The sequence below is a fragment of the Gracilimonas sp. BCB1 genome, assembly GCF_040117685.2.
In the GTDB taxonomy this organism is placed as follows: domain Bacteria; phylum Bacteroidota; class Rhodothermia; order Balneolales; family Balneolaceae; genus Gracilimonas.
This window is the reverse complement of the sequence record NZ_JBEDYP020000018.1, coordinates 20,058-46,267: the sequence shown is the minus strand read 5'-3', so window position 1 is coordinate 46,267 and position 26,210 is coordinate 20,058. Positions and strand designations below refer to the sequence as shown.

Annotated in this window: 29 protein-coding genes; 7 read left to right on the top strand and 22 right to left on the bottom strand. The window is 45.0% G+C overall.

The window, feature by feature from the left end; all coding sequences use genetic code 11:
- From flgK to ABFW99_RS14080, 8 genes are read right to left on the bottom strand one after another with little or no spacing between them, the layout of a single operon-like run.
- Positions 1-1,359 carry a flagellar hook-associated protein FlgK gene (gene flgK, locus ABFW99_RS14115; protein WP_349355634.1) on the bottom strand — a complete coding sequence of 453 codons (1,359 nt, stop codon included), beginning with the start codon at positions 1,357-1,359 and terminating at the stop codon, positions 1-3.
- 2 nt (positions 1,360-1,361) lie between these two features.
- Positions 1,362-1,871 carry a flagellar export chaperone FlgN gene (gene flgN / locus ABFW99_RS14110; protein ID WP_349355635.1) on the bottom strand — a complete coding sequence of 170 codons (510 nt, stop codon included), beginning with the start codon at positions 1,869-1,871 and terminating at the stop codon, positions 1,362-1,364.
- Between the two features lie 23 nt (positions 1,872-1,894).
- The gene (locus ABFW99_RS14105; protein ID WP_349355636.1) at positions 1,895-2,203 is read right to left on the bottom strand and encodes a hypothetical protein; all 309 of its coding nucleotides are present in this window, start codon (positions 2,201-2,203) and stop codon (positions 1,895-1,897) included.
- A 23-nt stretch (positions 2,204-2,226) separates the two neighbouring features.
- A complete protein-coding gene (flgI, locus tag ABFW99_RS14100) occupies positions 2,227-3,354 on the bottom strand; it encodes a flagellar basal body P-ring protein FlgI (RefSeq protein ID WP_349355637.1) in 1,128 nt (375 codons plus the stop codon).
- 23 nt (positions 3,355-3,377) lie between these two features.
- On the bottom strand, positions 3,378-4,007 hold the full coding sequence (locus tag ABFW99_RS14095) for a flagellar basal body L-ring protein FlgH (RefSeq protein ID WP_349355638.1): 630 nt from the start codon (positions 4,005-4,007) through the stop codon (positions 3,378-3,380).
- Positions 3,989-4,693 (bottom strand): flagellar basal body P-ring formation chaperone FlgA, encoded by a 705-nt coding sequence (gene flgA / locus ABFW99_RS14090; protein WP_440707534.1) that lies wholly within the window; start codon positions 4,691-4,693, stop codon positions 3,989-3,991. The genes ABFW99_RS14095 and flgA overlap by 19 nt, the downstream gene beginning before the upstream one ends.
- 24 nt (positions 4,694-4,717) lie before the next feature.
- Entirely contained in the window at positions 4,718-5,509 is a 792-nt protein-coding gene (gene flgG / locus ABFW99_RS14085; protein ID WP_349355641.1) for a flagellar basal-body rod protein FlgG, read from the bottom strand.
- A 30-nt stretch (positions 5,510-5,539) separates the two neighbouring features.
- On the bottom strand, positions 5,540-6,280 hold the full coding sequence (locus tag ABFW99_RS14080) for a flagellar hook-basal body protein (RefSeq protein ID WP_349355642.1): 741 nt from the start codon (positions 6,278-6,280) through the stop codon (positions 5,540-5,542).
- A gap of 414 nt (positions 6,281-6,694) precedes the next feature.
- Between ABFW99_RS14080 and flhB the strand changes: the two genes are divergently transcribed.
- The 7 genes from flhB (at position 6,695) to ABFW99_RS14045 (ending at position 13,787) form a co-directional block, all read left to right on the top strand.
- On the top strand, positions 6,695-7,771 hold the full coding sequence (gene flhB, locus ABFW99_RS14075) for a flagellar biosynthesis protein FlhB (protein ID WP_349355643.1): 1,077 nt from the start codon (positions 6,695-6,697) through the stop codon (positions 7,769-7,771).
- A 5-nt stretch (positions 7,772-7,776) separates the two neighbouring features.
- Positions 7,777-9,927 (top strand): flagellar biosynthesis protein FlhA, encoded by a 2,151-nt coding sequence (gene flhA, locus ABFW99_RS14070; RefSeq protein ID WP_349355644.1) that lies wholly within the window; start codon positions 7,777-7,779, stop codon positions 9,925-9,927.
- Positions 9,924-11,447, top strand: a complete 1,524-nt coding sequence (locus ABFW99_RS14065; protein WP_349355645.1) for a hypothetical protein — start codon at positions 9,924-9,926, stop codon at positions 11,445-11,447. The genes flhA and ABFW99_RS14065 overlap by 4 nt, the downstream gene beginning before the upstream one ends.
- A 4-nt stretch (positions 11,448-11,451) precedes the next feature.
- Positions 11,452-12,249, top strand: coding sequence for a MinD/ParA family ATP-binding protein (locus ABFW99_RS14060; protein WP_349355646.1), 798 nt, complete (start codon positions 11,452-11,454; stop codon positions 12,247-12,249).
- Between the two features lie 15 nt (positions 12,250-12,264).
- The gene (locus ABFW99_RS14055) at positions 12,265-12,495 is read left to right on the top strand and encodes a hypothetical protein (RefSeq protein ID WP_349355647.1); all 231 of its coding nucleotides are present in this window, start codon (positions 12,265-12,267) and stop codon (positions 12,493-12,495) included.
- A 2-nt stretch (positions 12,496-12,497) separates the two neighbouring features.
- Entirely contained in the window at positions 12,498-13,268 is a 771-nt protein-coding gene (locus ABFW99_RS14050) for a sigma-70 family RNA polymerase sigma factor (RefSeq protein ID WP_349355648.1), read from the top strand.
- A gap of 261 nt (positions 13,269-13,529) precedes the next feature.
- Entirely contained in the window at positions 13,530-13,787 is a 258-nt protein-coding gene (locus ABFW99_RS14045) for a hypothetical protein (RefSeq protein WP_349355649.1), read from the top strand.
- A gap of 414 nt (positions 13,788-14,201) precedes the next feature.
- On the opposite strand, the gene fliR is transcribed toward ABFW99_RS14045, so the two are convergent.
- From fliR to fliJ, 14 genes are all read right to left on the bottom strand, one after another.
- The gene (gene fliR, locus ABFW99_RS14040) at positions 14,202-14,990 is read right to left on the bottom strand and encodes a flagellar biosynthetic protein FliR (protein WP_349355650.1); all 789 of its coding nucleotides are present in this window, start codon (positions 14,988-14,990) and stop codon (positions 14,202-14,204) included.
- 45 nt (positions 14,991-15,035) lie between these two features.
- A complete protein-coding gene (fliQ, locus tag ABFW99_RS14035; protein WP_349355651.1) occupies positions 15,036-15,305 on the bottom strand; it encodes a flagellar biosynthesis protein FliQ in 270 nt (89 codons plus the stop codon).
- Between the two features lie 6 nt (positions 15,306-15,311).
- Positions 15,312-16,130: a flagellar type III secretion system pore protein FliP gene (gene fliP / locus ABFW99_RS14030; protein WP_349355652.1), complete on the bottom strand. Its 819-nt coding sequence runs from the start codon at positions 16,128-16,130 to the stop codon at positions 15,312-15,314.
- A gap of 1 nt (position 16,131) precedes the next feature.
- Complete coding sequence (locus ABFW99_RS14025; RefSeq protein ID WP_349355653.1) at positions 16,132-16,713, bottom strand: flagellar biosynthetic protein FliO; 582 nt, start codon at positions 16,711-16,713, stop codon at positions 16,132-16,134.
- The gene (fliN, locus tag ABFW99_RS14020) at positions 16,713-17,651 is read right to left on the bottom strand and encodes a flagellar motor switch protein FliN (RefSeq protein WP_440707533.1); all 939 of its coding nucleotides are present in this window, start codon (positions 17,649-17,651) and stop codon (positions 16,713-16,715) included. Before fliN ends, ABFW99_RS14025 begins: the two co-directional genes overlap by 1 nt.
- A 2-nt stretch (positions 17,652-17,653) precedes the next feature.
- Entirely contained in the window at positions 17,654-18,589 is a 936-nt protein-coding gene (locus tag ABFW99_RS14015; RefSeq protein ID WP_349355656.1) for a flagellar motor switch protein FliM, read from the bottom strand.
- 25 nt (positions 18,590-18,614) lie between these two features.
- A complete protein-coding gene (locus tag ABFW99_RS14010; protein WP_349355657.1) occupies positions 18,615-19,118 on the bottom strand; it encodes a flagellar basal body-associated FliL family protein in 504 nt (167 codons plus the stop codon).
- An 11-nt stretch (positions 19,119-19,129) separates the two neighbouring features.
- Positions 19,130-19,885, bottom strand: a complete 756-nt coding sequence (locus ABFW99_RS14005; protein ID WP_349355658.1) for an OmpA/MotB family protein — start codon at positions 19,883-19,885, stop codon at positions 19,130-19,132.
- Positions 19,849-20,727, bottom strand: coding sequence for a motility protein A (locus tag ABFW99_RS14000; protein WP_349355659.1), 879 nt, complete (start codon positions 20,725-20,727; stop codon positions 19,849-19,851). The genes ABFW99_RS14005 and ABFW99_RS14000 overlap by 37 nt, the downstream gene beginning before the upstream one ends.
- 222 nt (positions 20,728-20,949) lie before the next feature.
- The gene (locus tag ABFW99_RS13995) at positions 20,950-22,572 is read right to left on the bottom strand and encodes a flagellar hook protein FlgE (RefSeq protein WP_349355660.1); all 1,623 of its coding nucleotides are present in this window, start codon (positions 22,570-22,572) and stop codon (positions 20,950-20,952) included.
- Positions 22,573-22,665: 93 nt separating this feature from the next.
- Positions 22,666-23,346: a flagellar hook assembly protein FlgD gene (locus tag ABFW99_RS13990; protein WP_349355661.1), complete on the bottom strand. Its 681-nt coding sequence runs from the start codon at positions 23,344-23,346 to the stop codon at positions 22,666-22,668.
- A 12-nt stretch (positions 23,347-23,358) separates the two neighbouring features.
- Complete coding sequence (locus ABFW99_RS13985; protein ID WP_349355662.1) at positions 23,359-25,197, bottom strand: hypothetical protein; 1,839 nt, start codon at positions 25,195-25,197, stop codon at positions 23,359-23,361.
- On the bottom strand, positions 25,194-25,772 hold the full coding sequence (locus ABFW99_RS13980) for a hypothetical protein (protein WP_349355663.1): 579 nt from the start codon (positions 25,770-25,772) through the stop codon (positions 25,194-25,196). Before ABFW99_RS13980 ends, ABFW99_RS13985 begins: the two co-directional genes overlap by 4 nt.
- 3 nt (positions 25,773-25,775) lie before the next feature.
- Positions 25,776-26,204, bottom strand: a complete 429-nt coding sequence (gene fliJ / locus ABFW99_RS13975) for a flagellar export protein FliJ (protein WP_349355664.1) — start codon at positions 26,202-26,204, stop codon at positions 25,776-25,778.
- Positions 26,205-26,210 lie beyond the last annotated feature (6 nt).

Here is a 26,210-nt window from a genome sequence, read left to right as displayed (position 1 = left end):
TTACCTCAAAATTCCGATGAGTGTGTCGTACATATTCTGTGCGGCCGACATTACCTTAGCCGCTCCCTGATACGCATTCTGATATTGAATCATCAGGCTTAGCTCTTCGTCGATATTTACCCCGGCTTCCCTCTCCTGCTGGGTCGTCAGCATTTGGATTTCTGAATCCCGGGCCTCAATTTGAGAGTTGAGACTACTTAAATTATTCCCGGCCGATGTAATCAGGTCTACCGAATAATCAATCAGCTTCCTCCCGCCTATCAGTTGCTGGCTTCTAAGTTCAGCTATCTGCAGGGCGGTTTCACCGTTGCCGGCCTCGCCAGCTGTATCGGACGCAGCTATATTCGTAGGATCATCCACCAACACCTGGTTCAGGCTGATGGTATCAGCTGTAGTATTGGTCGGGGTGAAGAAATTTCGGCTGACGCTATCATTCAGGCCAAACCCGGAAGAGTGAATGGAGTTAAACTCAGTTACAATGGTTGATGCAAGCTCATCGAGCCGGTCTTTTAAAGCCGGTATTTCCGTTTCATACATCTCCAGTTCGGCACCAAGCTGTCCCCCCTGAGGCTCTACCGTTTTCCCACTTTCAAGCCTGATCTGATAGGTTTTGTCCACATCATTGATTTCTGCTTTCAAGTGGTCTGCTTTTTCAGCATCCAGCACTTTCACTCCGCCAATCCGTAATTCAACCGCATTGGAATCGTCGGTGCTGATTTCATAGTCGGTTAGTTCAGATAGTTCTTCCAGCTTTCGAACTCTTAGGTCCAGACTGGTATTATCCGGAGAACCCGCCGCATCAGCCTGTGCAATGGTCTCATTCAGAGAATGTATCTCCCCCAACAAGCCGTTTATTGCATTGATGGTGCTGTTTGAAGATTCCAGGATCAGATCGCTGGTGCGATCTATGTTCCGGCTTACATCTTTGAATTTTGTCGTCAATTGCCGTGCATCGCTAATCAGGCTGTTTCGAACGCTGATATCCTGAGGATCAGTAGATAGCTCCGAGAATGTATCCAGTAAGTTGCTGATGCTCAGATCCAGATCGCTTCCGGAATCGGAGGCCATACTGGCTTCCAGCTGCTCAAAAACACGGGCTTTACTTTGCATAAACGACATGTTCTGTCGCTTTTCATTCAGCATCACATCGTTCATCTCATTGCGAAGACGGGTTACATTCGAGATGTTTACCCCCAGCCCGGTATTATAACCGGTCATTTGCATTCCGTTTGGCGTCTTATCGATCCGCTGTCGGGAATATCCCTTGGTATCGGCATTTACGATATTATTTGAAGTAACCGAAAGGGACCGTTCAGCACTTTTTAAACCGCTTTTAGAAATTTCTATAAGTGAGCGCATAATCAGATCTCCTGGTTAATAGCCACACCGGTTGTAATTCCTGATTGTTTGCCTGTAGGTGCATAATGGGTATTTTTTTCATTATGCACGCTGTACATAGACTGCATCATGCGGGCATTTTGGCTCATCGCAAACTCAAGCAGTTGTAAAATCTGGTTATGTTTACGCTGAAGATCTTTGGTATCAGCCGTTAGAGTTTTATGCCATTTTTCAATGGCAGTTACCGATTCCGGAAACACCTCCTTAAGGCTCACCAACCGTACCGGTGCTGTACTCCCTGAAGTGGCTAATATTGCGGATAATTCACTGATGAATTCTTGTTCGTGAATTTTAAAGCGTTTAGACAGATTACCATGCACTTCAGAAAGCTCTTCAATTCTCACAGCGTTTGAGGCGATGATAGCATCAATCTGGTCCTCCATCACCTTAATAATCTGTTTGGAGCAATTATGAAGCAGGTCAACCGATTCTGCTATCTGTTCTAATGAAGTGGTATCGGATATGGTATACATTGCTTTGTTTCTTAATTATTGAATTACTTTTTGGCGGATGCTGAAGATTGATCCCAGTACCTGGAAACCAAATCTGCCATTCCTAATTTTCTTTGAGCCGCCAGTTCACTGGCCAGCGCATCGGTGATAAAGCTTCTATACATATTGTTCGATTGACCCATCATGCCACCTTTATCGGACATCTTAAACGAGTCTTTAGTGAGCTCATTCACCAAATGCTTTGCAAAAATTTCTTCAAAATCAGTAGCCGCCTTCTCTTTCTGAAGATCCTGGCTTCTGTTTTTATCAACCTGATTTCGGGCTATGTTTAAGAACGAATCGTCTACTTTCATGTCATCTTCCGTTTCTTTTTCCTCTACATTACAATGAGTTTGCCGCGTAATACACCGGCTCTGTCCAGTGCCTGAAAAATGGATATGATATCCCTTGGACTTAGCCCCAAAGCATTCAGTGATCCCGCCAGTTGCTGTACATTTGTTTCCGGTTCCAATACAATTGTCTGAGCGGCCTGCTCGCTTATGCCTGCTTCGGGTACGTCGAATACCTGGGTTTCCCCTCCGCTGAAGGCCGGTGGTTGACTCACATACGGTGTTACCTGAGTACGCACCTGTATATTTCCATGAGAGATCATCACGTCGTCGATAACCACTTCTCCACCAGCTACAATGGTTCCTGTTCGTTCATTAATGACAACTTTAGCCGGCGATTCTACCTGAATTTCCTGCTCCAGAATAATGCTGGTAAAAACGTTCATGGTACCCCGGTCTCTGAACGCTTCCGGCCAGTTCACCTTCACTAATCCGGGGTGATGCATAGAGGCCAGTTCTTCATCGAAAGTCTCATTGATGATTTCCACCATATTCCGGGCGTTGGCATAATTAGGTTCTCTCAGTACCAGCCCCAAAGGTTCTTCCGTACTTAAATTAAATTCTTCGTTTCGTTCTACGGTACCTCCGCTTGGGATGGTTGCCGTCAAAGTTTGGTTCTGGCTGAGCCGGGCGCCGGGTATTTCAGCTGTAATTCCTCCAACAATCAGCGGACCCTGAGCCTTGGCAAAAACAGCATCATTATCAGGATCAAAAAGCGGGGTTTGGAGCAATACTCCTCCCTGCAAACTGCTGGCATCTCCCAAAGAAGAAACGGTGATATCAATCTCACTTCCCGGGGCATGGTATGGAGTGATGGTAGCCGTTACCATAACAGCGGCTACGTTTCGGGTACGCAGGCGCTCAGCATCCACCGTGATCCCGAAATTCTCCAGCATGTTGGCAATCGACTGAACCGTAAAAACTGATCCCCTGCTACTGGATGAACGATCCCCTGTTCGGTCCAAACCGGTAACCAGTCCGTAGCCAATCAGTTCCGTGCGTTCGGCATTTTGAATTTCCACCAGATCAGCCAGCTTAGACTGTGCCTGTAAAGGAACGGATACACCGAATACCACAAGAGCTACAATAACCAGGGAGTAAACTTTCTTTTTCATGTTGATTGATTCTGAAATGATGTTCATCGTTGTAGTTCTCGCAATATCATAGCAGCACCCATCCCAAGAGTGACTCCGGTGAACACTACTTTCTTAAGTAAACCTTTGTGTTGTTTTTTCTTCCTGATGCCCCCCATTTTCTGGTAACTGATATTGGCGTTGGCAATGCGGTAAGAAAGCACCTGGTTTCGACTGTCCACATCATTCTGCCGAACGGTACCGGTAATCGACATTTTGTGCACTTCTCCATTTACCTCGGTCATACGGTTGCCTTCTACAATGAGGTCACCCCGGTCGGTTACTTCAATAATTTGAACACTTATATAGCCTTCGAGTAACTGCCGCTGGCTGGAGAGGTTTTTCTGGTCCGAACCGTAATTCACATTCACTCCCGAACCAAAAGTCGGCTCAAACGGCAGAAAGTTGCCACTTATGGCGCCGTTAGCTGATCCGTCTGAGCTGGTTGACAGCTTGGAATCGGAAGTTGAGCTGCCCGATGTACTTTCTTTCAGAATTACCGTAATGATGTCTCCCACACGGTTTGCTTTCACATCTCTGTAGAGAGAATTCTGAGCATACAACGTGCCCGAGAACAGCAGCGTGAGAAAAAGAACAACGGGTACAATTCGGTTTGTCAATGTGTTTTTTGCCATAGTGCTTCTCCCGGACCTTTAATTTTGCCCAGGTATTTATTTCGTGTTTCTTTGCAATAAATTTGAATTTCTTCGTCAATAGAACCGCTTTGACGGGCCTCACAAGTCAGAATAATTTGAATTCCAAACTCCGTGAACAACAGATCTACATCCTCTCCTGCTTCTACCAGGAATGGAGTGCTTATTTCAGATTGAAAAATGGGTTGCCCCGGGTTCACGGTTCTTCTCAATGTCTTTCCCGCCAGGTCTTCTATTTTTCGAACCGGTTCTTCTCGTCCCATTCGTACAGGAACCCATCGAAGGGTTACATCACCGGGTTCAATGGTTTGTCCGCTCATCATTCTTTGGTTGGGAACCGGTAGCTTTTGTTCCGTTTCCACTTTGAGCTGTATTTCTACTTGTTCAATAGTTTTACCATCCAGATACAGCACTTCGAAATTGGTGTATTTTTCAACAGATCCCTGCAACTTTACAGAGCGCACATGTTTCGGCTGGGCATTTAGCAAACTGCCGGGCATCCACCGGGCAGAAAGAGTGAACCGATACTCCTCAGGGTCAAATAATGACTCTATGGATTCCTGTGCTTTCTCTATGATAACCTGCCTGGTTTCATCAGAAGCAGTGGGGTACGCCGGCCCCGCTACCACAGAGGTGCATGAAAATATTATGAGGAGTATCGGTATCACGATGCTATAGATTGCTTATGGGTCTTATCGTTTAATAGAGTTGGTTACCGACATCATGTCTTCAGCGGTTTGGACCATTTTTGAGTTGGTCTCATAGGCTCGCTGAGCTTCAATCAGCCGCACCATTTCGGTTACAATATCCACATTGGATTGCTCGAGATATCCCTGGCGAACCACTCCAAAGCCTTCTGAACCCGGCTCACCGAAAAAGGGCATCCCGGAAGATTCTGTTTCCGCAAACAGATTATCACCGAGTGCTTCGAGTCCGCCCGGGTTGGAAAACTTGGCCAGTTCAATCTGACCTAATTCAACCTGTGTGTTATCACCGGCCATGAGTGCTGTAACCGTTCCGTTTTGTGAAACTTCAATAGCTACGGCATCAGTTGGGATTTCAATCTGGCTGGCTAATGGTAATCCGGAGTTATTGACGAGCATCCCGGTGGCATCCCGGCTGAAATTTCCATCCCGGGTATAGCCAATATTCCCATCAGGCAGTTCTACCTGGAAGAAACCGGCACCGCTGACGGCCATATCCAGAGCATTGCCTGTTTCAGCTACCGAGCCCTGCATAAAATTTCGAATGGTAGCTACAGCACGGGAACCATGCCCGATCTGAAGCGATGGCCCGCTTGAATTCTGGTTTCCGGAATTGCCCAGCTTGGAGGATGCTATGTTTTCATAGAATAGATCCTGAAAAGCGATCGTGCTTCTTTTGAAACCGGTGGTCCCAACGTTAGCCAGGTTGTTGGCTATGTTATCTACCGATCGCTGTTGAGCACTCATTCCAAGTGCGGCTGTACTTAATGCTCTAAACATAATGCTGTTGTTTATTCTGTTGTTTAATAATTAAAATCTTCCCAATCGGGTGGTTACCTGAGAAAGCATTTCATCGGTTGTTTTTAAAGCTCGCTGCTGGCTCTCAAAAGCCTGCATATTTCTCATCATATCCACCATTTCCGTCAGGGGCTGTACATTTCCTTTTTCATAATATCCCTGCATCACCATCCCGGTGTTATCTTCAGAAAGCATATCTTCATCCATCACCGAGAAGTAGGCACTACCTTTTCTGTTAAGCATGCCCGGGTCTTCCACATTTACAATGCGCAGGCGATCCATTGCTTTATTATTCAGCCGAATGGTTCCGTCTTTAGATACTTCCAGCATGGTACTTCCGCCTGTTTCTCCGTTCGACTGCATATACTCTGCAAGCTGAACCGGACCGGAATCGCCCATTACTTTGGCTCCGGAACTGTTAACCAGATAACCATCGGGGTCAAGGTGGAAGCGACCGTCACGAGTTAAAAACTGCTCGCCGTTATCTTCCACCACAAAAAATCCATCACCATTAATACCCATATCAAATTCGTTACCGGTTGGCTCTAAAACGCCTTGTTCCAGATTCACTTGTTGCATAGGCACACTCTTTGAAATCGTTTTTCCATTCACGTTCTCCTGGAACATGCGGTAAAACACTTTAGTACCTTTAAAACCCGGCGTATTAATATTCGACAGGTTATCCGCGGTCATTTCCTGAGACCGGTTCAAAACCTGCATCGCCTGCATTTGGGTGTATAATCTGTCAATCATGGGTAACTGTTTGTGATCATCATTTAAGGATTTCAAAAATCCGCCGAGAACCATGGATAACATTTCCTGCGATTCTCACCGATGGAATTACAAAATCTGTGCCATCCGGGTTGAAATGTTTTTGGGTGAGGCGTTAATAAGGTTCTAAAAGCAGCCTTTACGCATGCGTTTTGAGGGAAAAAATCATGTATTACGGCACTGAATCGGCTATTAATGTTGATTCAGATAATCATGCCTTGCCACAGAAAGAATTTCCTGAAACGGGAAAAGTTGCACCCCTTCTTCGCATACCCTGTTTATGGAAATGTTTTCCGTTAACTGGATTTTTTGTCCTGCATCTGCTCCCTCAACCCTGCTAATTCAGCCGAATTATAAAGCCGTCAGCCGTGGTACTGTTTTTGATAACCATAGTACATGGCAGATAATAAATCAGATCAGGAAAAAACGGAGGAACCCTCCCAGAAACGCCTCGATGATGCGAGGAAGGAAGGGAATGTAAGCGTCAGTAAGGAAGTGTCTTCTGTAGCGCTTATGGTTGCCGCGATTATATCGTTTGTGGCCATGAGCGGTTTAATCGGAGACCGGCTTACCAAATTGTTTGAGTCATTTTTCTCAAATGCAGGAAAAGGGTTCGCCGATCAGGAGGAAGCTACGCGCTACCTTCAGGATGCACTGTGGGCCGGCATGGAAATGCTTACCCCTACCATGATCGTATTATTTGTAGTGGCCATTCTTGTAAATGTGGTACAAACCGGTGGCGTCTTTTCTTTTGATGCTCTGAAGTTCAAAGGCAGCAAGATGAACCCACTTAGCGGACTGAAAAATATTTTCTCTACTAAGGGATTGGTGGAACTGGTAAAAGGATTGCTCAAACTGTTCATCATCCTGATCGTGGCTTACTTCACCATGCGGAGTGATGTGAACCACTTTGTCTCCTTTATTATCTCCCCTCTTGATTATAGCATGAGCCAGTCCGGTTCGTTCATCCTTCTGTTTGTAACCCGGATTATGGCCGCCCTGTTGATTCTTTCCATTGCCGACGCCGTTTACCAGCGGTTCCAGCATCGCAAAGACCTCCGCATGACCAAACAGGAAGTAAAAGACGAATACAAGCAGATGGAAGGTGACCCGCATGTAAAAGGTCAGCGTAGAAAGTTCGGGATGAAACTCCGCCAGCAAAAAAGAATGGATCATGCGGTGCTTGCTTCCGATGTGGTAGTCACCAACCCGACCCACTACGCCGTTGCCCTTAAATATGATCCCGAAAAAAGCAACGCACCCATAGTAATGGTGAAGGGAAAACGACTGCGTGCTTTAAGAATAAAAGAGCTCGCCAAACAGTATGGCATACCTATTGTAGAGAATGTACCTGTAGCCCGTGCTCTTTATGCGACGGCTGAGGAAGACGAATTCATTCCTGCAGACCTATATCGTGCCGTAGCAGAGATCTTGGCGTACGTTTATAAACTGAAAAACAAACACAAAGTATAATTCATATGGCCTTTGGCGGAATCACAACCGATAAGTTAAAAGGAACATTTTTCCAGACGGATGTCTTAATTTCCTCCAGTATCATCATGATCCTGCTGATTATGATTATACCGTTCCCCACCCAGTTGATGGATTTCTTCCTGGCGTTAAACATCTCCCTCTCTCTTATTGTGATGCTGGTAGCCTTTTATGCTTTAAAGCCTTTACAATTTGCCGTATTCCCCGGTATGCTTTTGATCCTCACCCTGTTCCGGCTATCGCTGAACGTGGGAACCACCCGCCTCATTTTAAGTGAAGGCTATGCCGGTTCCATTATTGAGTCGTTTGGAGGGTTTATTGTACAAGGCAACTTTGTAATCGGGATTATCATTTTTGCGGTTTTGGTGATCATCAACTTTGTGGTAATTACCAAAGGTGCTACCCGTATTGCTGAGGTTGCCGCCCGATTTACTTTGGACGCCATGCCCGGTAAACAAATGTCGATTGATGCCGACCTCGCTGCCGGATTACTTACCGATGAAGAAGCCAAGAAGAAACGAGAAGAAATTGCCCGTGAAGCCGATTTTTACGGAGCCATGGACGGTGCCAGTAAGTTTGTTCGCGGTGATGTAATCGCCGGGCTCCTCATTACCTTTATAAATATTATCGGTGGACTCATTATCGGGACCGTGCAGCTTGGGATGCCTATTGGAGCAGCCGCTGCTAAATATACATTGATGACCATTGGTGACGGCCTGGTTTCTCAGATTCCCGGACTGTTGATTTCAACCGCTGCCGGTATCATGGTTTCGCGGGCCGCTTCGGAAGGAAATCTGGGTAACGAACTTAAATTTCAGCTTCTGGGTAACCCTAAGACCGTAATCATTGGTGCTGTGTTTGTGTTTTTTATGGGGATGCTGCCCGGACTTCCGGTTATTCCGTTCTGGAGTATTGCCGGTTTCTTCCTGTTTATGGGAGTGAAAAACTTTCAGCGTGAAGAAGATGAGAGGCTTGAAGAAGAAGCCGCTGAAACCAAAGAACTGTCCGGTAAAGCCGAGGATCCGGTTGAGAACTACCTGCTTATGGATACGCTTGAGCTGGAAATTGGCTACAGCCTTATTCCAATGGTAGAAGCCAGCCAGGGTGGAGACTTACTAGATCGAATGACATCACTCCGAAAACAGCTGGCTTCCGAACTCGGTATCATCATCCCTTCTATCCGAATACGGGACAATGTTCAGCTTGATGCCAACCACTATACTATTAAGATGAGAGGGATTATGCAGGGCGATGGGGAAATTTTACCCGGCTACCATCTCACGTTACTCCCTGCCGATTTTAAACCGGATATTCAGGGCATTGAAACCAAAGACCCCACCTTTGGCATGGACGCCATTTGGGTAAGTGGAAAAAACAAATCGCAGGCGGAAAAATATGGCCTTTCGGTGATTGAATCCGGTGCGGTTATAACCACCCACCTGATGGAAGTGCTGAAGAAGAATGCCCACAAGCTTGTTGACCGACAAATGGTTAAAAAGCTCATTGACAACATTAAAGAACAGCATTCTGCCCTGGTTGAGGAATTGATTCCGGACGGTATGAAAGTAGGAGAAATCCAAAAAGTATTGAAGCGCCTGCTTCGTGAAAGAGTGCCGGTGAAAGACCTGGTTACCATTTTGGAAACGCTGGCCGACTATTGTCATCAAACCAACAACACCGATGTACTTACCGAGTATTGCCGTGCTGCTTTATCGGAGACCATCACCCGACAGTACTCCAATAACGAGAACGAAGTAACGGTAGTGATGATGGACTCTAACCTGGAATCTCACTTAATCGCACAAGCCCAGCAGGGAACGCTGAACAGTAACACGCTTGGGCTTACCCCTGATACAGTTGAGAAATTATACAAGAATTCATCAGCCACTTTTGACAGTATGATTCGTCAGGGATTTGAGCCGATTTTGCTTACTTCTCCGGTTCTTCGCTTTACCCTCTTTGAGTTTTTGGCACCAATTTTGCCAGATATAAATGTGCTGTCGTACAACGACATTAGTCAAGACGTACAGTTTAAAACATTCGGCCGACTGAAGATTGAAGACAATGTAAAGATGAATCAACCTGCGGCTAACACAGAACAACCAGCGCAACAACCTGAAGAACACGTACTGGCATGATATTGAAGAATATTTTTGGGAAAACAATTGAGGCGGCTAAGAAAAGTGCCCAGCAGATGTATGGGGATGATTTTCTGGTCATTGAATCCTTTGAAGGTGATGGAGCCGACGGCAAAGCCCGCATAACCATATTCTCTGACGGTAAGAAAGAAGGGCAAACAAACGACAAGCAGAATGGGCATACAACACCTTCAGTACCTGCAAAGCCTAAACAAGAGCCTGAACAAGGTGTTATGTTTGAACGGTCGGGAGAAACATCGGTTCCTCCCAAAAATGGCCATACAAATGGTCAACCCCGTAAAGATACATTAGGCTCTCTTCGCAAGTTTGCAGAGCAGCAAATGGGGGCAGAGTTAAACGGGCATCAAAATGGAACGGCGACTTTAGAGGAAGCAAATGAGCCCCGGCAGGAAAAAAATTCCGAATTGTTGTATAGCCGTTCCTTCATTCGACCGGTAAAACCAGCTCCTGAAAAGAAAAAAGAAAATAAGATTGAAGAGCCTGTTTCACAGCCGGAAGACTCAAAAGATGAGCCCAAAAAAGCTAATGCTCCGAAAGCAAAGAACAACGGTTTCATCACCCATTTCAAACCATCGAAACCACAGGCTAATAAAGCCCCTGAAGTTCAGGAGGTGGTATCAGCCCGGCATAATGAGCGCGAGATAAAAGCCCTGCACAAACGGTTTGACAAACTGGAGGCGTTGCTTGACTCAGCCCTTATTTCGGCCAACCTGGACTATGCCTCACACCCTGCTTTTCAGCAGCTGGTTCACACCGGAATAAACACCAGCGTAATTGCGGGTTGGTTCAGCGATATTATTAAAGAAGGGATTGACCCTTATGACCAGGGTGAGTTGTTCATGTCTAAACTGGCAGCTATTATCCGCAATGCTTTGGGCAAACCTTCAGAAGAAAAAGCTCAGAAATTCATGTTATTTGCAGGTCCGTCAGGTGCCGGTAAAACTCAGCTGATTATGAAACTGACTCAGCATCCTGATTTTATGATCGACAAGAAATTGGCAGTGGTATCGGTTTACCCGCAGTCCAAAAATTCCGAACCCTACTATACCATTCTGGAGCCATTCTGTGCGGAACGTGAAATTCCATATTTCAAAGTGCAAAGCGGACTGGATGTATCAAAGATTGTAGAAGAATTGGGTGAATTTGATCATGTATTTATTGACACCCCATCGCTGAGTACCGAACAGGATAACTCCTTCCGGGAGTTCTGGAAGATCAAACAGCTGCTTTCTCCTCTTGCTCCCTTAGAGGTGCATTATGTTGTGAATGCTGCCTTAAACAGATTTTATTTCCAGAATTCATCAGCTACTCACCATCCTCTTCAGCCCGATTATGTGGCGATCACTCACCTTGATGAAGTAACACAGTGGGGGCCGGTAATTCCGTTCCTGCAAAAGATGGGATGCAGCGCCCGGTACATCAGCTCCGGCAACAAGTTGAATAACTTGAATGAGTTTAATCCACAATGGTTTGCTCAAAAGGTATTACAGGAAAATTAAAACTATGAAACAGACAATTAAATTAGAACAACCATTTGTATTCACTGTGATAAGTGGCAAAGGTGGAGTAGGTAAAAGTATGACCAGTGTGAATACGGCTACCATGCTTAGTAAACTGGGTTTTAAAGTAGCCTTGCTGGATGCCGATCTCGGCCTTGCAAACTGTGCCACCCTGTTGAATGAGCCTGTGAGTGCAACAGTTAGCAGCTGGATGGAAGGAAAATGCGGCATTGAGGACCTTCCCTGTAATACCTGCGGGATTACACTGGTTACGGGAGCCAATGAGCCTGGTGAAAACAAGTTTAAGCCAGACCTGTTTATGGATGCCCTCGATCAGGTTACCGCGTACCTGAAACAAAACCATGATTTTGTCATCATTGATACCCCGGCCGGTGCAGGTGAAATGGCTTTATGGGCGCTGGATATTTCACAAACCGGAGTTTTGGTGCTGGTTGATGAACCCACGGCCATCTCAGATGTATACCGGTTATGTAAATACGTATTTAACATCGATCCCGGGTATAACTTCGCAAGTATTGTGAACTATGCAGAAAGCGAAGACACAGCCCAAAGTACCTATCAGAGATTCAACACCATCCTGAATTACTTCCTGAATAAGCAGACACAATATTTTGGGTTTATCCCGGCAAGCGATCAGATCCGGAAATCGGTTCAAAAACAAAAACCACTACTATATACAGATGCTGAACAAGATATCCTGAAGGAGTTCGAGTTCATCGCACAAAACGTGCTGGCTTACGCCAATACTGAAGAAAGAAAACTTTTAAAAACTGTACACTAACGGAAGGAGTTAACCATGTTAATACGACTGATCACTGTAATTTCACTGATTCTATTCATGCTTCTGATGATTTCCGGGGTGAACATTGAAGTGGCACTGTACCGCAGTATGCTCACATTTATGATTCTGTTTGCCGTGGTTTATATCTCCATTTTTCTGCTGAATGTTCTTCGTGAAGAACAAAATTCGGATGGTATGTCTATGCCAAATGGCGGGAGTACATCTAATGCTAACGGAGAAGGCTAATCATGGGAAATAAATCACTACAAGAACTGGTTGACATCTATTGTACAAACCCTGCAAACGGGATCAGAAATTCTATTATAAGTAAGTCTACCCCTTTGATTCGAAGTATCATCGGGAAGATAAACCGTCCTGATCAACCTTTGGCTCATCGTGAAGATCTGGAAAGTGCCGGTATCATCGGGCTGCTCCAGGCTTTGGATTCGTACGATTGTGAACGAAATATTCAGTTCAACACCTTTGCTTATTACCGCATCCGTGGTAGCATCGTTGACTACTTGCGCAGTATTGATCAGCTTCCAAGAAAGCAACGCAAGAACTACGGACAGGTACAGGAGGTAATTCAGCGCCTGAGCCAGGTGCTGGGACGCGAACCTTCTGATGAAGAAATCGCCAACGAGCTGGAAATGCCAATGGATGATTATTACAAGTTGCTTTCCAATGTACAGCAGCGAAATGTACTTTCCCTGGATACGCCTGCTTATGATGAAAATTCGGGTTCCTTTTACGATTTCCATGAAGATCCCAACTCAGAAACACCGGATACTAACTTGGAAAAGAAGGAGCGCACCGAAGCCCTGCAGAAAAAAATCGGACAGCTTAAGGAAAGAGACCGCCTGATTCTGATGCTCTATTATTATGAAGATATGACCATGAGTGAAATTGCTTTACTGCTGGAACTCACCGAAGCCCGAATTTCTCAAATCGTAGGTAAGCTGCTTATTCAACTCAAGGACGACCTCGGACAGGAACAGGTTATGTACGTTAACAACTAATACGCAACTCGTTTTTACCTTTACGTTTACATTTACCCCTATTCCCCGTCATTCAGAGCAGAGCGATGAATCTTAGCCACGAAATATTTACCGGGCAGGTTCTGGCTCAGATCCTTCGCAGAAAACAGCCTCCCATTTCTACTTCCTTGCGCTCAGGATGACTCTAACATCGTTCAATTCGGTAATCCGTCAATTCTAATTTAATATCTGCTCCTTTCTGTCCGATAAAGGAATAACGAACAACCTTTTCGTTATTTCAACATGTCACTCGTACCAAAAATAACACGCTTTACAAAACTGCCGGAGCTCCTGAAACACAAACAGGAAGCCGAAGAGAAGCAGAAAAAAGGCCGGCAAGACCGGCAGGATAAAGACCGCCCTCCCTTTATCATAGACGAAGAAAAGGCATTGCATTCCAAAGCCGTGAGCGAGTTTAAAGTTCAATCTCATGCCAAAGAGCCCCAAAAGCCGAAGACTAAAGATGAGACCATCGGCGGGCATATTGATTTACAGGCCTGAAAGAACCCGGTATCTACTATTTTCAGAATTAAAGGGAAAGGATCCGATAATATTCGAATGTTTTCAGGTACACAAGCGAAGTCATTCATGGCTTCGCGAAAAAGATTAAATGGTGGATACTATTCTAAAATGTAATCAAGGCTATCCTTTAATCCCATTAATCAAGGTTCAAAAGCATAGGAACCTTGATTGGCTTGATTTCGGGATTACCATGATTGTCATTCAAAGTTACCAACTGTTTATCGACCATTCATAGCATAGATCCTTCGCGATTACCTCCCTGTACTTTTCTACTCCCTGCCGTTCAGGATGACTTATTCTAGGTTACCTCCACCCTAACTCGAAAGTCATTCATAGCATAGCGATGAACCTTAGCCACGAAATGATTACCTAGCTTATTCTGGTTCAAATTCTTTAGAATTCCAGAGGGGAGATAACTCCCATCACTTCTACCAGGAAGTCGTAAAGGTGTTGGAACATCAAATCGAAGGCGGCCGGCAGGTATGGAATGGCGAGCATTAGTAAGGCGATTCCTACTCCAAACTTTATGGGAAGAGCTATAAACATCATGTTGGCCTGTGGCATGATCCGTGCAAAAATTGCCAGCGATACGTCCAGTAAAAACAGAACGATGATAAATGGTGATGCAATCTGAACTCCGATTGTAAAAAGGTAAGTGGCGATCTCAAGCATATACGGACCGGCCAGGTGAATTTGGGCTTCATTTACCGGTATAACCTCAAAACTTTTAGCCAGCGCACTTATATAAACCTTATCTCCATCAATCGATAGGAAAACCAAGACGGCAATCATACTGAAAAGGTTACTGAGTACCGCACTTTGTTGTTGGGTTTGGCTATCAATCATATTGGCAAAGCTAAGGCCTGTATTTAAACTGATGAGCATCCCCGCCATTTCCAGACCTGCAAACACAAGCTGGCCTACCAGGCCCAAGGCCATACCTACTAAAACTTCAAGAATAATGGCTTGAAAAATAAAGAGCGTACCATCACTCGCTGAAACAAAAGCCCCATCGGCCGGGATGGCAAAAAAAAGCAGGATGGTAGTCGCCATGGCAAAAAACAGCTTAATCTGCTTGGGAAAAGCGGCCGAACTGAAAAAAGGTCCGGTCATGATAAGCGCAGCCACCCTTGTAAAAACAAGAAACACCGATAAAATCATATCTACCGTTAGTGATTCCATCTGTTATCTCCGGGTTGCGGTTTGGGTAAGCACGAATACCAGTGGTTATTGAGTTATCTGCGGAATGAAGTCGAACACACGTTGTGTAAAATCAACCGCAAACTGCAACATAAATCCAAAGGCAAAGAATAGTACCACGACCACCACAATCATCTTGGGAATGTAACTCAGCGTCATTTCCTGAATGGATGTTGCGGCCTGGAAAATAGCTACGGCCAAACCTACAGCCAGTGCCCCAACCATAGCCGGTGAGCATAAAACCACAACGGCTGTAAGCATTTCCTGTAACCAATAAAGTGCTGTATCTATATTCATTGTTCTCTAATTAAAACTTTCAACAAGTGATTGTACCAGCAAATACCAACCGTCGGTAAGTACAAAAACAAGAATTTTAAAAGGCAACGAAACCATTACCGGCGGAAGGAACATAATACCCATCGCCAGCAATATGGAAGCAACCACAAGGTCAATCACCATAAAGGGCAGGTAAATCATAAAGCCAATCTGGAACGCCACCCTGAGTTCGCTTAAAACATAGGCAGGTACAGCTACGTAAAGCGGCAGCGTTTCTATGTCATCCACACTTTGGATTTCCGCCATGTCCATGAAATACAGCAGATCCTGGTCTGATGTCTGCCGAACCATAAACTCCTTGAGTGGCACTGCGGCTGCACCCAGCGCCTCCATTTGCGTCATCTCTTCGTTTATGTAAGGCTGAATGGCCTCCTCGTTCATTCGGTCAAAGGTCGGCTTCATAATGAAAATCGTGAGGAATAACGCCAGCCCAACAAGCACCTGATTTGGAGGCGATTGTTGTGTACCCAATCCCATCCGTAGAAAGAAAAACACTACGATAATCCGGGTAAAGCTGGTCATCATAGTAATGAAGGCCGACCCGAATGAAAGCACCGTAATTAAAATCAGTGCCTGGATAGGTAAGGTAAAATCTTCGTCCTGTGCCGTAGGCCCGCTATTTCCAATCGACAAATCGATTTGCGGAATAGCCTGGATAAACATCGGACTTGTTACCGAAGCTACGTTAATCGGTGTAGCTTCAGAGGCTGATGGGGCTGCTACAAACAACGCAGCCATCACCAAAAAAATCTTCACAAAAAATGTACTATTAAACTTCAACTTCATCTTAGTTCTTGAACATTTTGTAGAGTGATTTAAAATCAGCCGATCCGTTTTTGATCTCTGCTATTTCTTCCAAACCTTCGTTTTCATTCCACTCAGATTTAGGGATGCGATGAAGTAAATTCAGTGATCCTGCCGTCATTCCCATTACCCAAACCTCGTTATTAATTTCTACAAACTTAAGCTGTGCACCCTGCCCCAGAATATGTTCTCCCAGGTCACGGCCGTCGTGCTTCTGCCGGGTTGAACCGGATTTCTTTCTCGCCCAAAACCAAACCAAGCCAAGCATTCCCATCATTACTAGAAACGTGGTAAAGGCATTTTGAAAAACGTTGTCTTCTCCGGCATTTTCCGGTTCTGTAGCTGATACCTCAACATCAGGGGTTTTTTGCCCGAGGCTTGTTTTCAAACCTTGAGTGCGTTCAATAGCTTCCGGATCGGAGGCTACTTTTTCAGTGGCTGAAAACTCCATTCGTGAAACCAGAAACATCCAGATAACCAACAAAGCCACGGCAAAGGCAAGCACTATTCTAAGCACATTCTGCGGCTTCTTTTTTGACTGTGAAAGAATTTGGGTGAAGTCCATTACGATAGCTTGGCTAAACGTTGGCGGGTGGTAATCAGGTTTGAGATACGTACCCCAAAGTGTTCATCAACAACCACAACTTCTCCATGGGCAATTCGCTGCCCATTCACGAGGATATCAACCGGCTCACCAGCCAGTTTCTCTAATTCTATCACAGAACCTTTGGCAAGCTGAAGCACTTTACCGAGCGGTAATTCGATGCGTCCAAGTTCTACCGAAACATCCATTTCCACATCTTTAAGCAACTCCATGCTGTTGCCGTCCCCGTTTTTGATGGCGGGTGTTGTTTCCTCAAAATCTTCAAACTCTATGTAGCGGCCCGAAATCACCTCTTCCTGTGCCCCTGCTTTTTCAAGTTCTTCGGAATCGGATGGGGTGAACTCATCCCGGGCAAGTTCTTCCTGAACTTCCTCTTCAGGCTCTTCCTCTACTTCAACCTGTGCTTCCGGATTTCCGAACAAAGCCGCTGCTTTGATCTTATCATCAGCCAGCCCTTCCACTTCCATGGTGCCAAAGTAATATTCCGTATGGCCTAACTTCTCTTCCAGTTGCTTGAGCGTCAGCACTTCAAGCTCACGGAGTTCAAACACCTGGCCTTCCCCTTGCAATTTTTTTGACAGCGTAGCGGAAAGTTCGGATGAGAACTTCTTCAACAAGTCTTTAGTAACCTCATTGAATGAGCTTTCATCTACACCCAGCATAATACTGGAAAGGATGGCAAACCATTCTTTATCCAGAATACACACAAGGTCCGTCTCAGTATTTTCATCTCTTGTAAGGATGAAAATATCTTCCTTAACCATTTTCTCCAGAAAATCTTCTGACGATATGGTCTCAAAAGAGGTAATTTCAATATTCGTTTCTTCCAGCAGAACAGAGGTTAAATACGTCTCTATATCGGGAAGGTTGTTTTGTAGTTGTTCTTGATAGTAATTCATAGTTATACCAGTTCCTGTTCGTTAATTTCCTCGAGGAGTTCAAAAATTTTGACTGCCCGATAGCCCTGAATAACCCCGGGATAGGCTGTCATTTTCTTCACACCATTTACCCGTACTTCCAGCGGTTTGTCTGACTTTTGCCGAAGCGGGATGGTATCACCTTCTTTGAGATTCATGATTTCATCCAGCGTAAGACGGGTTGTACCCAGCAGTGACTGAATGTGTAGATTAGCTTTTTCCAGCGTCCGTTTATACGACTCCATTTCTTCCTCAGAAAGCTGCTCCTTGCGTGAGCTCATCCCTTTCTTCATAATAGTATCGTTCATCGCTTTTTTAAGCAGGCTGTAAGAATAGGAAATGCCAATCTCTGTCTTTTGATCACCCATATCTACCGCAAATTTCACTACGATATTGGGATCAACCGAAGCCAGGTGGAGATTCTCCGGTTTGCTATCATACTTTATACCGTCCACCTTAAAGTCCATATAGGGTTCCCAGGCCATCACAATCTCATTACTGATGCTCCCCATTACCCGCGACATAATTTTCTCTTCAATGATGGTGAGGATTCGTCGCTCACTTAGTTTCTTTTCAGCACCACCGCTTTGTCTTTCAATCAGGTGAATACAAAATTCAGGAGGGAGGACGACAATTACTTCACCGCCAAGTTCATTTACCGAAAGCAGATAAATGGTACTGGGGCTTTTTATTTCCCGGACAAACTCTGCTGATGAAAGTTGATCTACCTTATCAAGGTACACATCCACTTTATAACGAAGTGAGGAGCTGAAAATGCGGCTTAGGTTTCTGGAAAATACTTCATGAATAGCATGAAGCGTCCTCATGATTTCCTTACTAAACAGCTTTGGATGTTTGAAATCGTAGGATTCTACATATTTAACATTTCCCAATGTATGCTTGGGCAGCTTCGATTCCATAAGAGTTTCCGTTCTTGGTTTACGATCATTGCATTACATATTTAGTGAAATACAAATTGCGTACCGAACGGACTCCGATAGATGAATTAATTAATCCCGAAAGTTCTCTCCTTAATTCTTCGCGCCCGGCTACTTGGGTAAGTTGGTCAACATTACGGGAAGAAAGTGCATCAATGATCTCTTGTTTGAGCTTCATCATATTTTCATCGAGAAGCGAAACATGGTCTTTATCGTCTAATTCAAGGCTTATTTCTACCATCAGGTATCTTTTCCCATAAGTGTTGGCTGGATTCACCACCATCTCTTCCATCTGGTAAGTGCCGTAATCCGAAGGACTTTTCTCACTCATTTTAGCAAAAACGGTTGGATAATATTTATCCACGATGGCATAAGCCAGGAATCCCTGCCCCACAAGGATGAGTAAAAGCAGGAAATATTTTCCGAGCTTCAGAAAATTTGGCCCGCCTTTCCGCTTCTTTCCCTTTAGTTCCTTTTTGTCTTTTTTCTCGTTTTTATTCTCTGTGGCCATGGCCGTATACCTTAATTAGTTGTTGAATTATACACCGGGATGGGCTCTTCGAATGGAAGCACGGCTTCAAGAGCTCCTTTAGCAATCAGGTCTTTCAGGTAGATTTCTACGCGCCGGTTCTTTCTTCTGCCATCCGTTGATTCGTTTTCTGACACAGGCCGGTATTCCCCAAAACTACTTGCTTTAAAATGCGAAGGATCCATGTCCGCCTGGGCTTGTAAATATTGTACAACTGATACTGAGCGGGCGGCTCCCAAATGCCAGTTCGATTTATACATCATATTACTGATGGGCACATTATCGGTATGGCCCTGCACTTCAATATCAAGTACCCGATCGCCCAGTACATCAGCCACCTGCTCTAAAACCACCTTAGCTTCTGGGAGCAGATCCGAAGAACCACTTTCGAATGTCAGAGAATCACTTAGTGTTATTTTCACCCCGTCCTGGAGTAATTGAATATCCACTTCTGAGGATAAATCCTGCTCATGAAGGAAGTCCGCAAAGGCTTCCCAGCGCTCCATCTGCTCTTCCATCATCTGCTCGAGCTGCTCAGGTTCAATCTTATTCTCAATACTCTCCACTGCTGCCTGAGATTCCGGCAGAAAGCCCGCATTTTTCTGGAAGTATTGTATAAAACTATTAAATGATGTTTTCTCAACACCGGATGTCATCGTATATAGCAACACAAAGAACGTGAGAATCAACGTCACAAGGTCGCTATAGGTCACTAACCAGCCTTGAGAATCTCCTTCAGATTTTCCCATTCCTTATCCTGTTGTTCGATCCAAAGTTTGTAGAACTTCTCGTCGCGTTGTTTAATGATTTTTAGCTCTTCATGATGTTTGACGTACTCAGCCCTGCTGTGCGGATCAATGTGAATGAGCATTTTCTTTTCCATGATGCGCGGGTTTTCGCCGGCAACGATGGACAAAATGCCCACCCGGAACATTCGCTTTCGGTTCAAATCAATTTCACTCAAATACTCTAATTTAGCTGCCAACGGACCCACGATCATATTGGCGAACATACTACCATATAGTGTTGTCAAAAGGGCCACCGCCATGCCGGCTCCAAGCGCTTCCGGATCCGAAATATTCTGAAGCATCAACACCAGCCCTACTATAGTCCCAATCATACCGAAGGCAGGTCCGTAGGTCGCCAGTGAATTCATAACACCGGCAGCAAGTTCTAAATCCCGCTCCGCTCCTTTAATTTCATCTGCCAGAATGCTATCCAGGCTTTCTTCTTTGAAACCATCTACCGCCAGCTGAAGACCATTCTTCAAATAGTCATCTTTTAAATGTTTGATGTCGTTATCCAGAATCAACAATCCACCGGTTCTTACACGCCGGGCAAACATACTGAGTAACTCCATGTCGGTACGGAGGTCGATAGAGGTCACTTTCATTAACCCCATGAAGGTCTTAAAACTCGTTTTGATGTCATCAACGCTGAAGCTGATCATGGTTGAAGCCATAGCACCACCAACCACAATAAAAAGAGAGGACAAACTCAAGAATATGAGAATACTTCCTTCCATCATGATGGAACCGATGATCAGGGTAAACCCAGTAATTAATCCTATGATTGTTGAACGATCTAACATATTTCCTTTATCGGTGTATGGATAAAAATCTTAAGAGGATATCCCCCCTGTTTTTCTAAAAAGCGTATCGGAACTAAGTGGTTCAGTGATATAGGATTGGTATCGACACTTTTTTGAAGTTCATAAGCATAAAAAAACTCCACCCCCAAAATTGATCCACCGACCAATTCCTGAGAGCAGAGCTTTAACCTTAACTATGAAAAATTAGCTATGTTCGGCTAATTATCTTTTCAGATTCACCGCTTCTGTCAACATCTCATCAGAAGTTGTAATTACACGTGCATTCGACTGATAAGCACGCTGTGATGTAATCATATTTGTGAACTCTTTGGCAAGGTCAACATTTGAACCTTCCAAAGAACCGGAATTAATGGCGGTTCCTGCGAAACTATCGGCAGTATTTACAAACATCTCACCGGCAGCTGAGGTGGCACGGAATAATCCACTGCCTACCATTTCAAGTCCATTCTGGTTTTGAACCTGCGCAAGAGCAAGCTGCGCCAGAACGGTGCTGTTTCCATTGTCATAGATTCCCTGAACCTGTCCGGCTCCGTCTATAGCAACATCAATAAGCTGTCCCTGGGTATAACCATCCTGGCTAATCACCTTAGCAGAGTTGGATCCTGCATATTGTGTAAACCGGGTTCCGGTTTGGGAATCACCGAGATTTACAGAGAAGCTGGAAGTGCTTGCTCCGCGGCCCGGCTCAAACGTCATATTCAGCATGTCGCCAGAAGAAAGCTGACCCAGTTCATCAAATGTAACGGTTCCGGACGCTCCGCTTGAAATGGTTTCACCATCAAGGAAACGAGCGTCGTATTGCCACTCGTTAGTACCTGTTTGGGTAAACTCAAGCATCAGTGAGTGTGCCTGGCCGAGATCATCGTAAACCGTAGTACTCATCGTCTGAGTATTGGTTTGACCTTCCTGAATAGTTTGTAGTCCAGGGAAGTTGATGTCTCCTGCTCCGGTTATAGATACATTTGAAATATCAAGGTCACTGTCGCCCATTGTAGCTGAGCGAAGGTTCATCATTCCGTCAATCAGTGTCAGCTGGCCTTCTGCTGAGGTCAATCCGCTGTTGAAGCTGTTGATCATATCTCCAACGGTATCACCGGCAGCATAGGTATGGTTAATGGTTGTTGCTGTTCCGTCATTTAAGGTAACATCAAATGAAATTACATCACCGGCAGAGAGATCTGTAAGCGTTTGGCTGAGATCGTTAATCGGGGTTGCCAGGGTTGCATTATCACCGGCAGCAGTTGTAAACCCACTTTGCGCCTGCAGTACTTTACTTACACTGGTTCCTGCGTTCAGGTTACCGGCAAGCGTTACGTTATCTGTTTTCTTTGGGGGAAGAACGTTCTCAAAATCGATACGAACGTTTTCAGCTGTACCACCGCCCAGAATATTTCCGGAACTGTCAGCGATATATCCCTGAACCGAACGTCCGGCCTGATCAACCAGCATACCGTCTTTATTAAATACAAAGTTACCGGCACGGGTCATCAGGTTTTCTCCACCGTCTGACACCATAAAGTATCCTTCGCCTTCAATGGCTAAATCGGTAGAACGACCTGTACTTTGCATCGCACCCTGGCTAAAGTCGCGGCTGATGGAAGATACGCGTACTCCCAACCCTACCTGGTTGCTTAACTGCGGAGAAGAATCTCCACCACCGCCGGCCCGGCCTAATCGCTCACTCATCATCTCAGCAAAAGTTACCGATGATGATTTGTAGCCCGCCGTTTCTACGTTTGCAATGTTATTACCTATAACATCCATTTTGGTTTGAAATGCTCTCAAACCACTAACACCTGAATTTAAAGATTTGACTAATGACATAAGTTATCTCCTGTCTTTTTGAAAATTGCAGCCTTTAGTACTGCCGGGCGATGCTACTCAATGCCCCTTTTTGGTTTTTTTGATTAATTACGTTTAGAATATTCCAGTACCTACTTCTTCAACATCACCAATAGGTATCTCTACATCATTCACCGAGAGGTATACCCCTTCCGATGTATAACGTACTCTGTCGGCTATACCTTCAATAAATACCAGCGAGCCTACCGGGTTATCCCCGTTCGCTGCCTTCACTTCAATGGTATAATCTCCTTCTCCCATGCGGTCACCGGCGTTGTTCAGCCCGTCCCATGTCCAGTCGTGGTCGCCGGATGACAACCCGTTCATTGTTTCGCGGCGAATTTCTGAACCACTCGCATCGCGGATAATAATCTCAACCGAATCGGCCGAGTTATTCAGTTCAAACTGAATCTCAGAATTACCTTCAGCACCAAGGTGAACCTCATTGCTCAGTGCCTTCACCTGCTTTCCGGTCAAAGATGCGGCCATGGAGTTTGTTAAGCTGGCGCTCATCATATCCTGGCTGCCTTGCAAGGTTTTCAGGCCGTTATTCACACTGATCAGCTGCTCCACTGAGTTAAACTGAGCAAGCTGGGATGCAAATTCGGCTCCATCCATTGGGTTGATGGGATCCTGATTACGCATTTGCGCCACCAACAGGTGTAAAAATTCCTGTTGCCCGAGCTGACTTTTCTTAGTCTGCCCTTGTTGTGCAAATGCTCCTGAAGCTTGTGAAGTTATGCTATTTACATCCATGGTTCGGTTCCTTTAAGCGGTCCATTCCATTTGGTTGTACCCAAATCGTCGGACGGTTTGTTGTAAGTTCTTTTCGGTGTTTTTTACCGATGACTGTTCTTTTTCAGCACTTGATTTCGTCATCTCAGCTTTTTGCCGGGAGGAAGACGGGTTCCCAAAGAAGCCTGACATCTCCTGCCCTTGTTCACCGCCATCAAACTGAAGGTTGACGTCCAGTTGACATTCCTGCTCCAGGTGTTGCTTAATTTCTTGTTCGTACTGCTGCATCAGGCGACTTAATTCCACACTTGTAGTTGCCAGTTTCACCTGTAATACTCCATCCACCTGTCGGGTAGAAAGCTGAATGCTGTTTCCATCTTCCAGTTCAAAACTGTGCTTTTGCCAGGTTTCCGGAGTTGCTTTACCGGCTGAAATCGTTTTTTGAACAGCCTGAGTAAGCGATGGCATTACAGTTCTTCGAACCAGCATATTTGAGACGGGTATTTCTCCCATTCTGGCAAACAAAGCGTTGGAAGTATCCTTCTGCTCGGTCATATCAACCGATTCTTTTAGATATTCTTTCAGTATCAGCTCCTGCTCGGTTGTCATCGTAGAGTTTTGGCCGGGGCTCATCTGATTCTGAATGGCCTGAAGCGGAACATCCAGTTGCGATAAAAAGGTAACCGGTGCTTTTGAGTCCCTTCCCTGGGTTATGATATCAAGTCGCTCTGAGGTCAGTTCCTGCCGGCCTGAAAAAGCGTAGTTTTCGCGGAATCTCTTTTCTCTTACTTCTTCCGCTTTTTGGCTCTGCATTCCCTGGTTTAATTCAGGAGCCCCAGTAACGGTTTGGCCCGTAGCTGCCCGCATAGCCTGTTTGGTTCCATCCACCTCTGCTTCGGGATCGGTTTCATTAGTCTCAGAGCTTTCCTCAATCTGCTGTTTTTGGTTGTTTGCAGATACCTGCTCAACAACTTTTTGATTCTTTTGCTGAGGAGCTGCCCCCTCAGTACTTAAAGATGAGGCGGAAGCCGGGTTATTTACATTGTTTGTTAAAGAAGCTTTTGTTGAATCTCCTTCAATTTCCTGAAGTTCGGTTTCTGATTCTGATACCGTTTCTTTCACCGTATCAGCTGTTTTACCTGCTTCTTCACCTTCAGTGGTTTCAGAAACTTCGGAGCCACTCAAAGCCGAAGATTCCGTTTGAGGTGTAACCGGTTCAGCGGATTTAACTTCCCCGGTCTCCATTTCAACAGTAGGTTTCACCGCTTGATCTGTACTTTCTGTTTCAGAAACAGCCTTGGTGTGTATAGCTTTAAGATCCCCTTCAGAATTCGAGGTTTCACTTACACCTGTAACCGTTTCCGAAAGAGTCGATTTCTGTTCGGTTTTGGCCGTTGACCCAGCCGTTTCTACATTCTTTTTGGATGCCTCAGTTGCACGTTCAGTTTCAGATAAAGAAGTATCTTCACTGTCAGCAGGTAACATCGCATCGCCCTTCCCCGCTGCAGGATTGTTTTCAGATTCAGTGGTTTCTAACTCAGGATTTTCTCCTGCTCCCTCTGCCCCGGTTACTTCCGGGTTCTGTTCATTTTCTTCTTGCTCTTGCACCGTTACTTTTTCATTTCCAGTAACTTCATCCTTAGCAAGCGTGGTTTCGTTGGCAAGGGTTGTATCTTCCGACTGACCTTCCTCCTTCATCGAAGAAGTATTATCTGATTCCGCTTGTTGTCCAAAACCCTGTACTGTTTTCAGTATAGAACCAAATAGTCCCTGGGAGGCCTGATCTCCTTCATCTCCGTTTCGTTTGGTAATATTTGTTGCCAGTCCGGTTTCTTTACTACTCCCGGCTGATGATAATAACTGCTTTATCATAACATAATCTCCGTCATAAGTTTGGCTGCTTTATCGGAGTTCAACGACCGCAGTATTTTCTCCCGCTGAATGGTACCACCTCCATTGTAAAGCCTCACCAACTGCTCGTTAGTCATTTTTTCCAGGATGGGAGCCAAATCGTCTTCTTCCAGGTTCAGCAGACTTTTAATACGTTGTGCAAACTCTTCTTTGCTGAGCTCCTGAATATCTTCTGTACCCGTTTCTTCCGGTTGATTTGCTCTAAGCATCTCGATCTCAGCAATCAGAGAATCTACTCGCTTATGCAGAAGAGTATTTTCTTCCAATGCCAGTTGAAGCTCATTGTTAACCAGGGTATCAATGGCCACCGAATCCATAACCACTGTTGTATCAGAGAGAACAGCGATGACTGAATCTCCCTGAGCAGGTATGCCTAACGCATCAAACTCAGAATCCAGCTTTTCTTGTTGCGTCTGCACTAATTCCTGATAGTCTTCTTTGTTGATATAAGGATACAGGAAGTACATGGCGACAATCATCACCAACAGCGGTACGGTTATTAAACCTGCAATTTTAAGTATTACTGCTTTGTTCATCGCTTAACGGCTAAATGATTGAGTTGCTATTTCATCCATAAATTTCTGTTCGTCTTTGGCCACACGTTCCGAAAAAAGTCCTTTTTCAAATTCCTTCACTTTTTCCAGGATATGAAGGTTTTTATAGGCCGTGGCCAGCTTCTCTCTCTCTTTGGAAACCTCAACTTCAGCCTTATCCAAATCACGACTCAGCTTATCCATTTTCTGGTGTACTTGTTGAAGATGAGCCGATCGTCTTCGGATCATATGGATATTTTCTACTGAATTATCTTCAGAGTTTTCCAGAAAAGTTTTCAATTTCCCCTGTACATCATCACGCACATCGCTGATCTTCTGTTTTTTGGAAACCTGCTCAGCCAGCTTTTGCTTCTGGAGCTTTTCCTGGTGTTTCCGAACTTTAAGAACCGGTGCAAGAGAGAATTTGAATTTCATGTCTGT

Coding starts and splice junctions, on each gene's coding strand:
- flgK (WP_349355634.1), bottom strand. CDS start 1,359: ATGCGCTCACTTATAGAAATTTCTAAAAGCGGTTTAAAAAGTGCTGAA.
- flgN (WP_349355635.1), bottom strand. CDS start 1,871: ATGTATACCATATCCGATACCACTTCATTAGAACAGATAGCAGAATCG.
- ABFW99_RS14105 (WP_349355636.1), bottom strand. CDS start 2,203: ATGAAAGTAGACGATTCGTTCTTAAACATAGCCCGAAATCAGGTTGAT.
- flgI (WP_349355637.1), bottom strand. CDS start 3,354: ATGAAAAAGAAAGTTTACTCCCTGGTTATTGTAGCTCTTGTGGTATTC.
- ABFW99_RS14095 (WP_349355638.1), bottom strand. CDS start 4,007: ATGGCAAAAAACACATTGACAAACCGAATTGTACCCGTTGTTCTTTTT.
- flgG (WP_349355641.1), bottom strand. CDS start 5,509: ATGTTTAGAGCATTAAGTACAGCCGCACTTGGAATGAGTGCTCAACAG.
- ABFW99_RS14080 (WP_349355642.1), bottom strand. CDS start 6,280: ATGATTGACAGATTATACACCCAAATGCAGGCGATGCAGGTTTTGAAC.
- flhB (WP_349355643.1), top strand. CDS start 6,695: ATGGCAGATAATAAATCAGATCAGGAAAAAACGGAGGAACCCTCCCAG.
- flhA (WP_349355644.1), top strand. CDS start 7,777: ATGGCCTTTGGCGGAATCACAACCGATAAGTTAAAAGGAACATTTTTC.
- ABFW99_RS14065 (WP_349355645.1), top strand. CDS start 9,924: ATGATATTGAAGAATATTTTTGGGAAAACAATTGAGGCGGCTAAGAAA.
- ABFW99_RS14060 (WP_349355646.1), top strand. CDS start 11,452: ATGAAACAGACAATTAAATTAGAACAACCATTTGTATTCACTGTGATA.
- ABFW99_RS14055 (WP_349355647.1), top strand. CDS start 12,265: ATGTTAATACGACTGATCACTGTAATTTCACTGATTCTATTCATGCTT.
- ABFW99_RS14050 (WP_349355648.1), top strand. CDS start 12,498: ATGGGAAATAAATCACTACAAGAACTGGTTGACATCTATTGTACAAAC.
- ABFW99_RS14045 (WP_349355649.1), top strand. CDS start 13,530: ATGTCACTCGTACCAAAAATAACACGCTTTACAAAACTGCCGGAGCTC.
- fliR (WP_349355650.1), bottom strand. CDS start 14,990: ATGGAATCACTAACGGTAGATATGATTTTATCGGTGTTTCTTGTTTTT.
- fliQ (WP_349355651.1), bottom strand. CDS start 15,305: ATGAATATAGATACAGCACTTTATTGGTTACAGGAAATGCTTACAGCC.
- fliP (WP_349355652.1), bottom strand. CDS start 16,130: ATGAAGTTGAAGTTTAATAGTACATTTTTTGTGAAGATTTTTTTGGTG.
- ABFW99_RS14025 (WP_349355653.1), bottom strand. CDS start 16,713: ATGGACTTCACCCAAATTCTTTCACAGTCAAAAAAGAAGCCGCAGAAT.
- fliN (WP_440707533.1), bottom strand. CDS start 17,651: ATGAATTACTATCAAGAACAACTACAAAACAACCTTCCCGATATAGAG.
- ABFW99_RS14015 (WP_349355656.1), bottom strand. CDS start 18,589: ATGGAATCGAAGCTGCCCAAGCATACATTGGGAAATGTTAAATATGTA.
- ABFW99_RS14010 (WP_349355657.1), bottom strand. CDS start 19,118: ATGGCCACAGAGAATAAAAACGAGAAAAAAGACAAAAAGGAACTAAAG.
- ABFW99_RS14005 (WP_349355658.1), bottom strand. CDS start 19,885: ATGGGAAAATCTGAAGGAGATTCTCAAGGCTGGTTAGTGACCTATAGC.
- ABFW99_RS14000 (WP_349355659.1), bottom strand. CDS start 20,727: ATGTTAGATCGTTCAACAATCATAGGATTAATTACTGGGTTTACCCTG.
- ABFW99_RS13995 (WP_349355660.1), bottom strand. CDS start 22,572: ATGTCATTAGTCAAATCTTTAAATTCAGGTGTTAGTGGTTTGAGAGCA.
- ABFW99_RS13990 (WP_349355661.1), bottom strand. CDS start 23,346: ATGGATGTAAATAGCATAACTTCACAAGCTTCAGGAGCATTTGCACAA.
- ABFW99_RS13985 (WP_349355662.1), bottom strand. CDS start 25,197: ATGATAAAGCAGTTATTATCATCAGCCGGGAGTAGTAAAGAAACCGGA.
- ABFW99_RS13980 (WP_349355663.1), bottom strand. CDS start 25,772: ATGAACAAAGCAGTAATACTTAAAATTGCAGGTTTAATAACCGTACCG.
- fliJ (WP_349355664.1), bottom strand. CDS start 26,204: ATGAAATTCAAATTCTCTCTTGCACCGGTTCTTAAAGTTCGGAAACAC.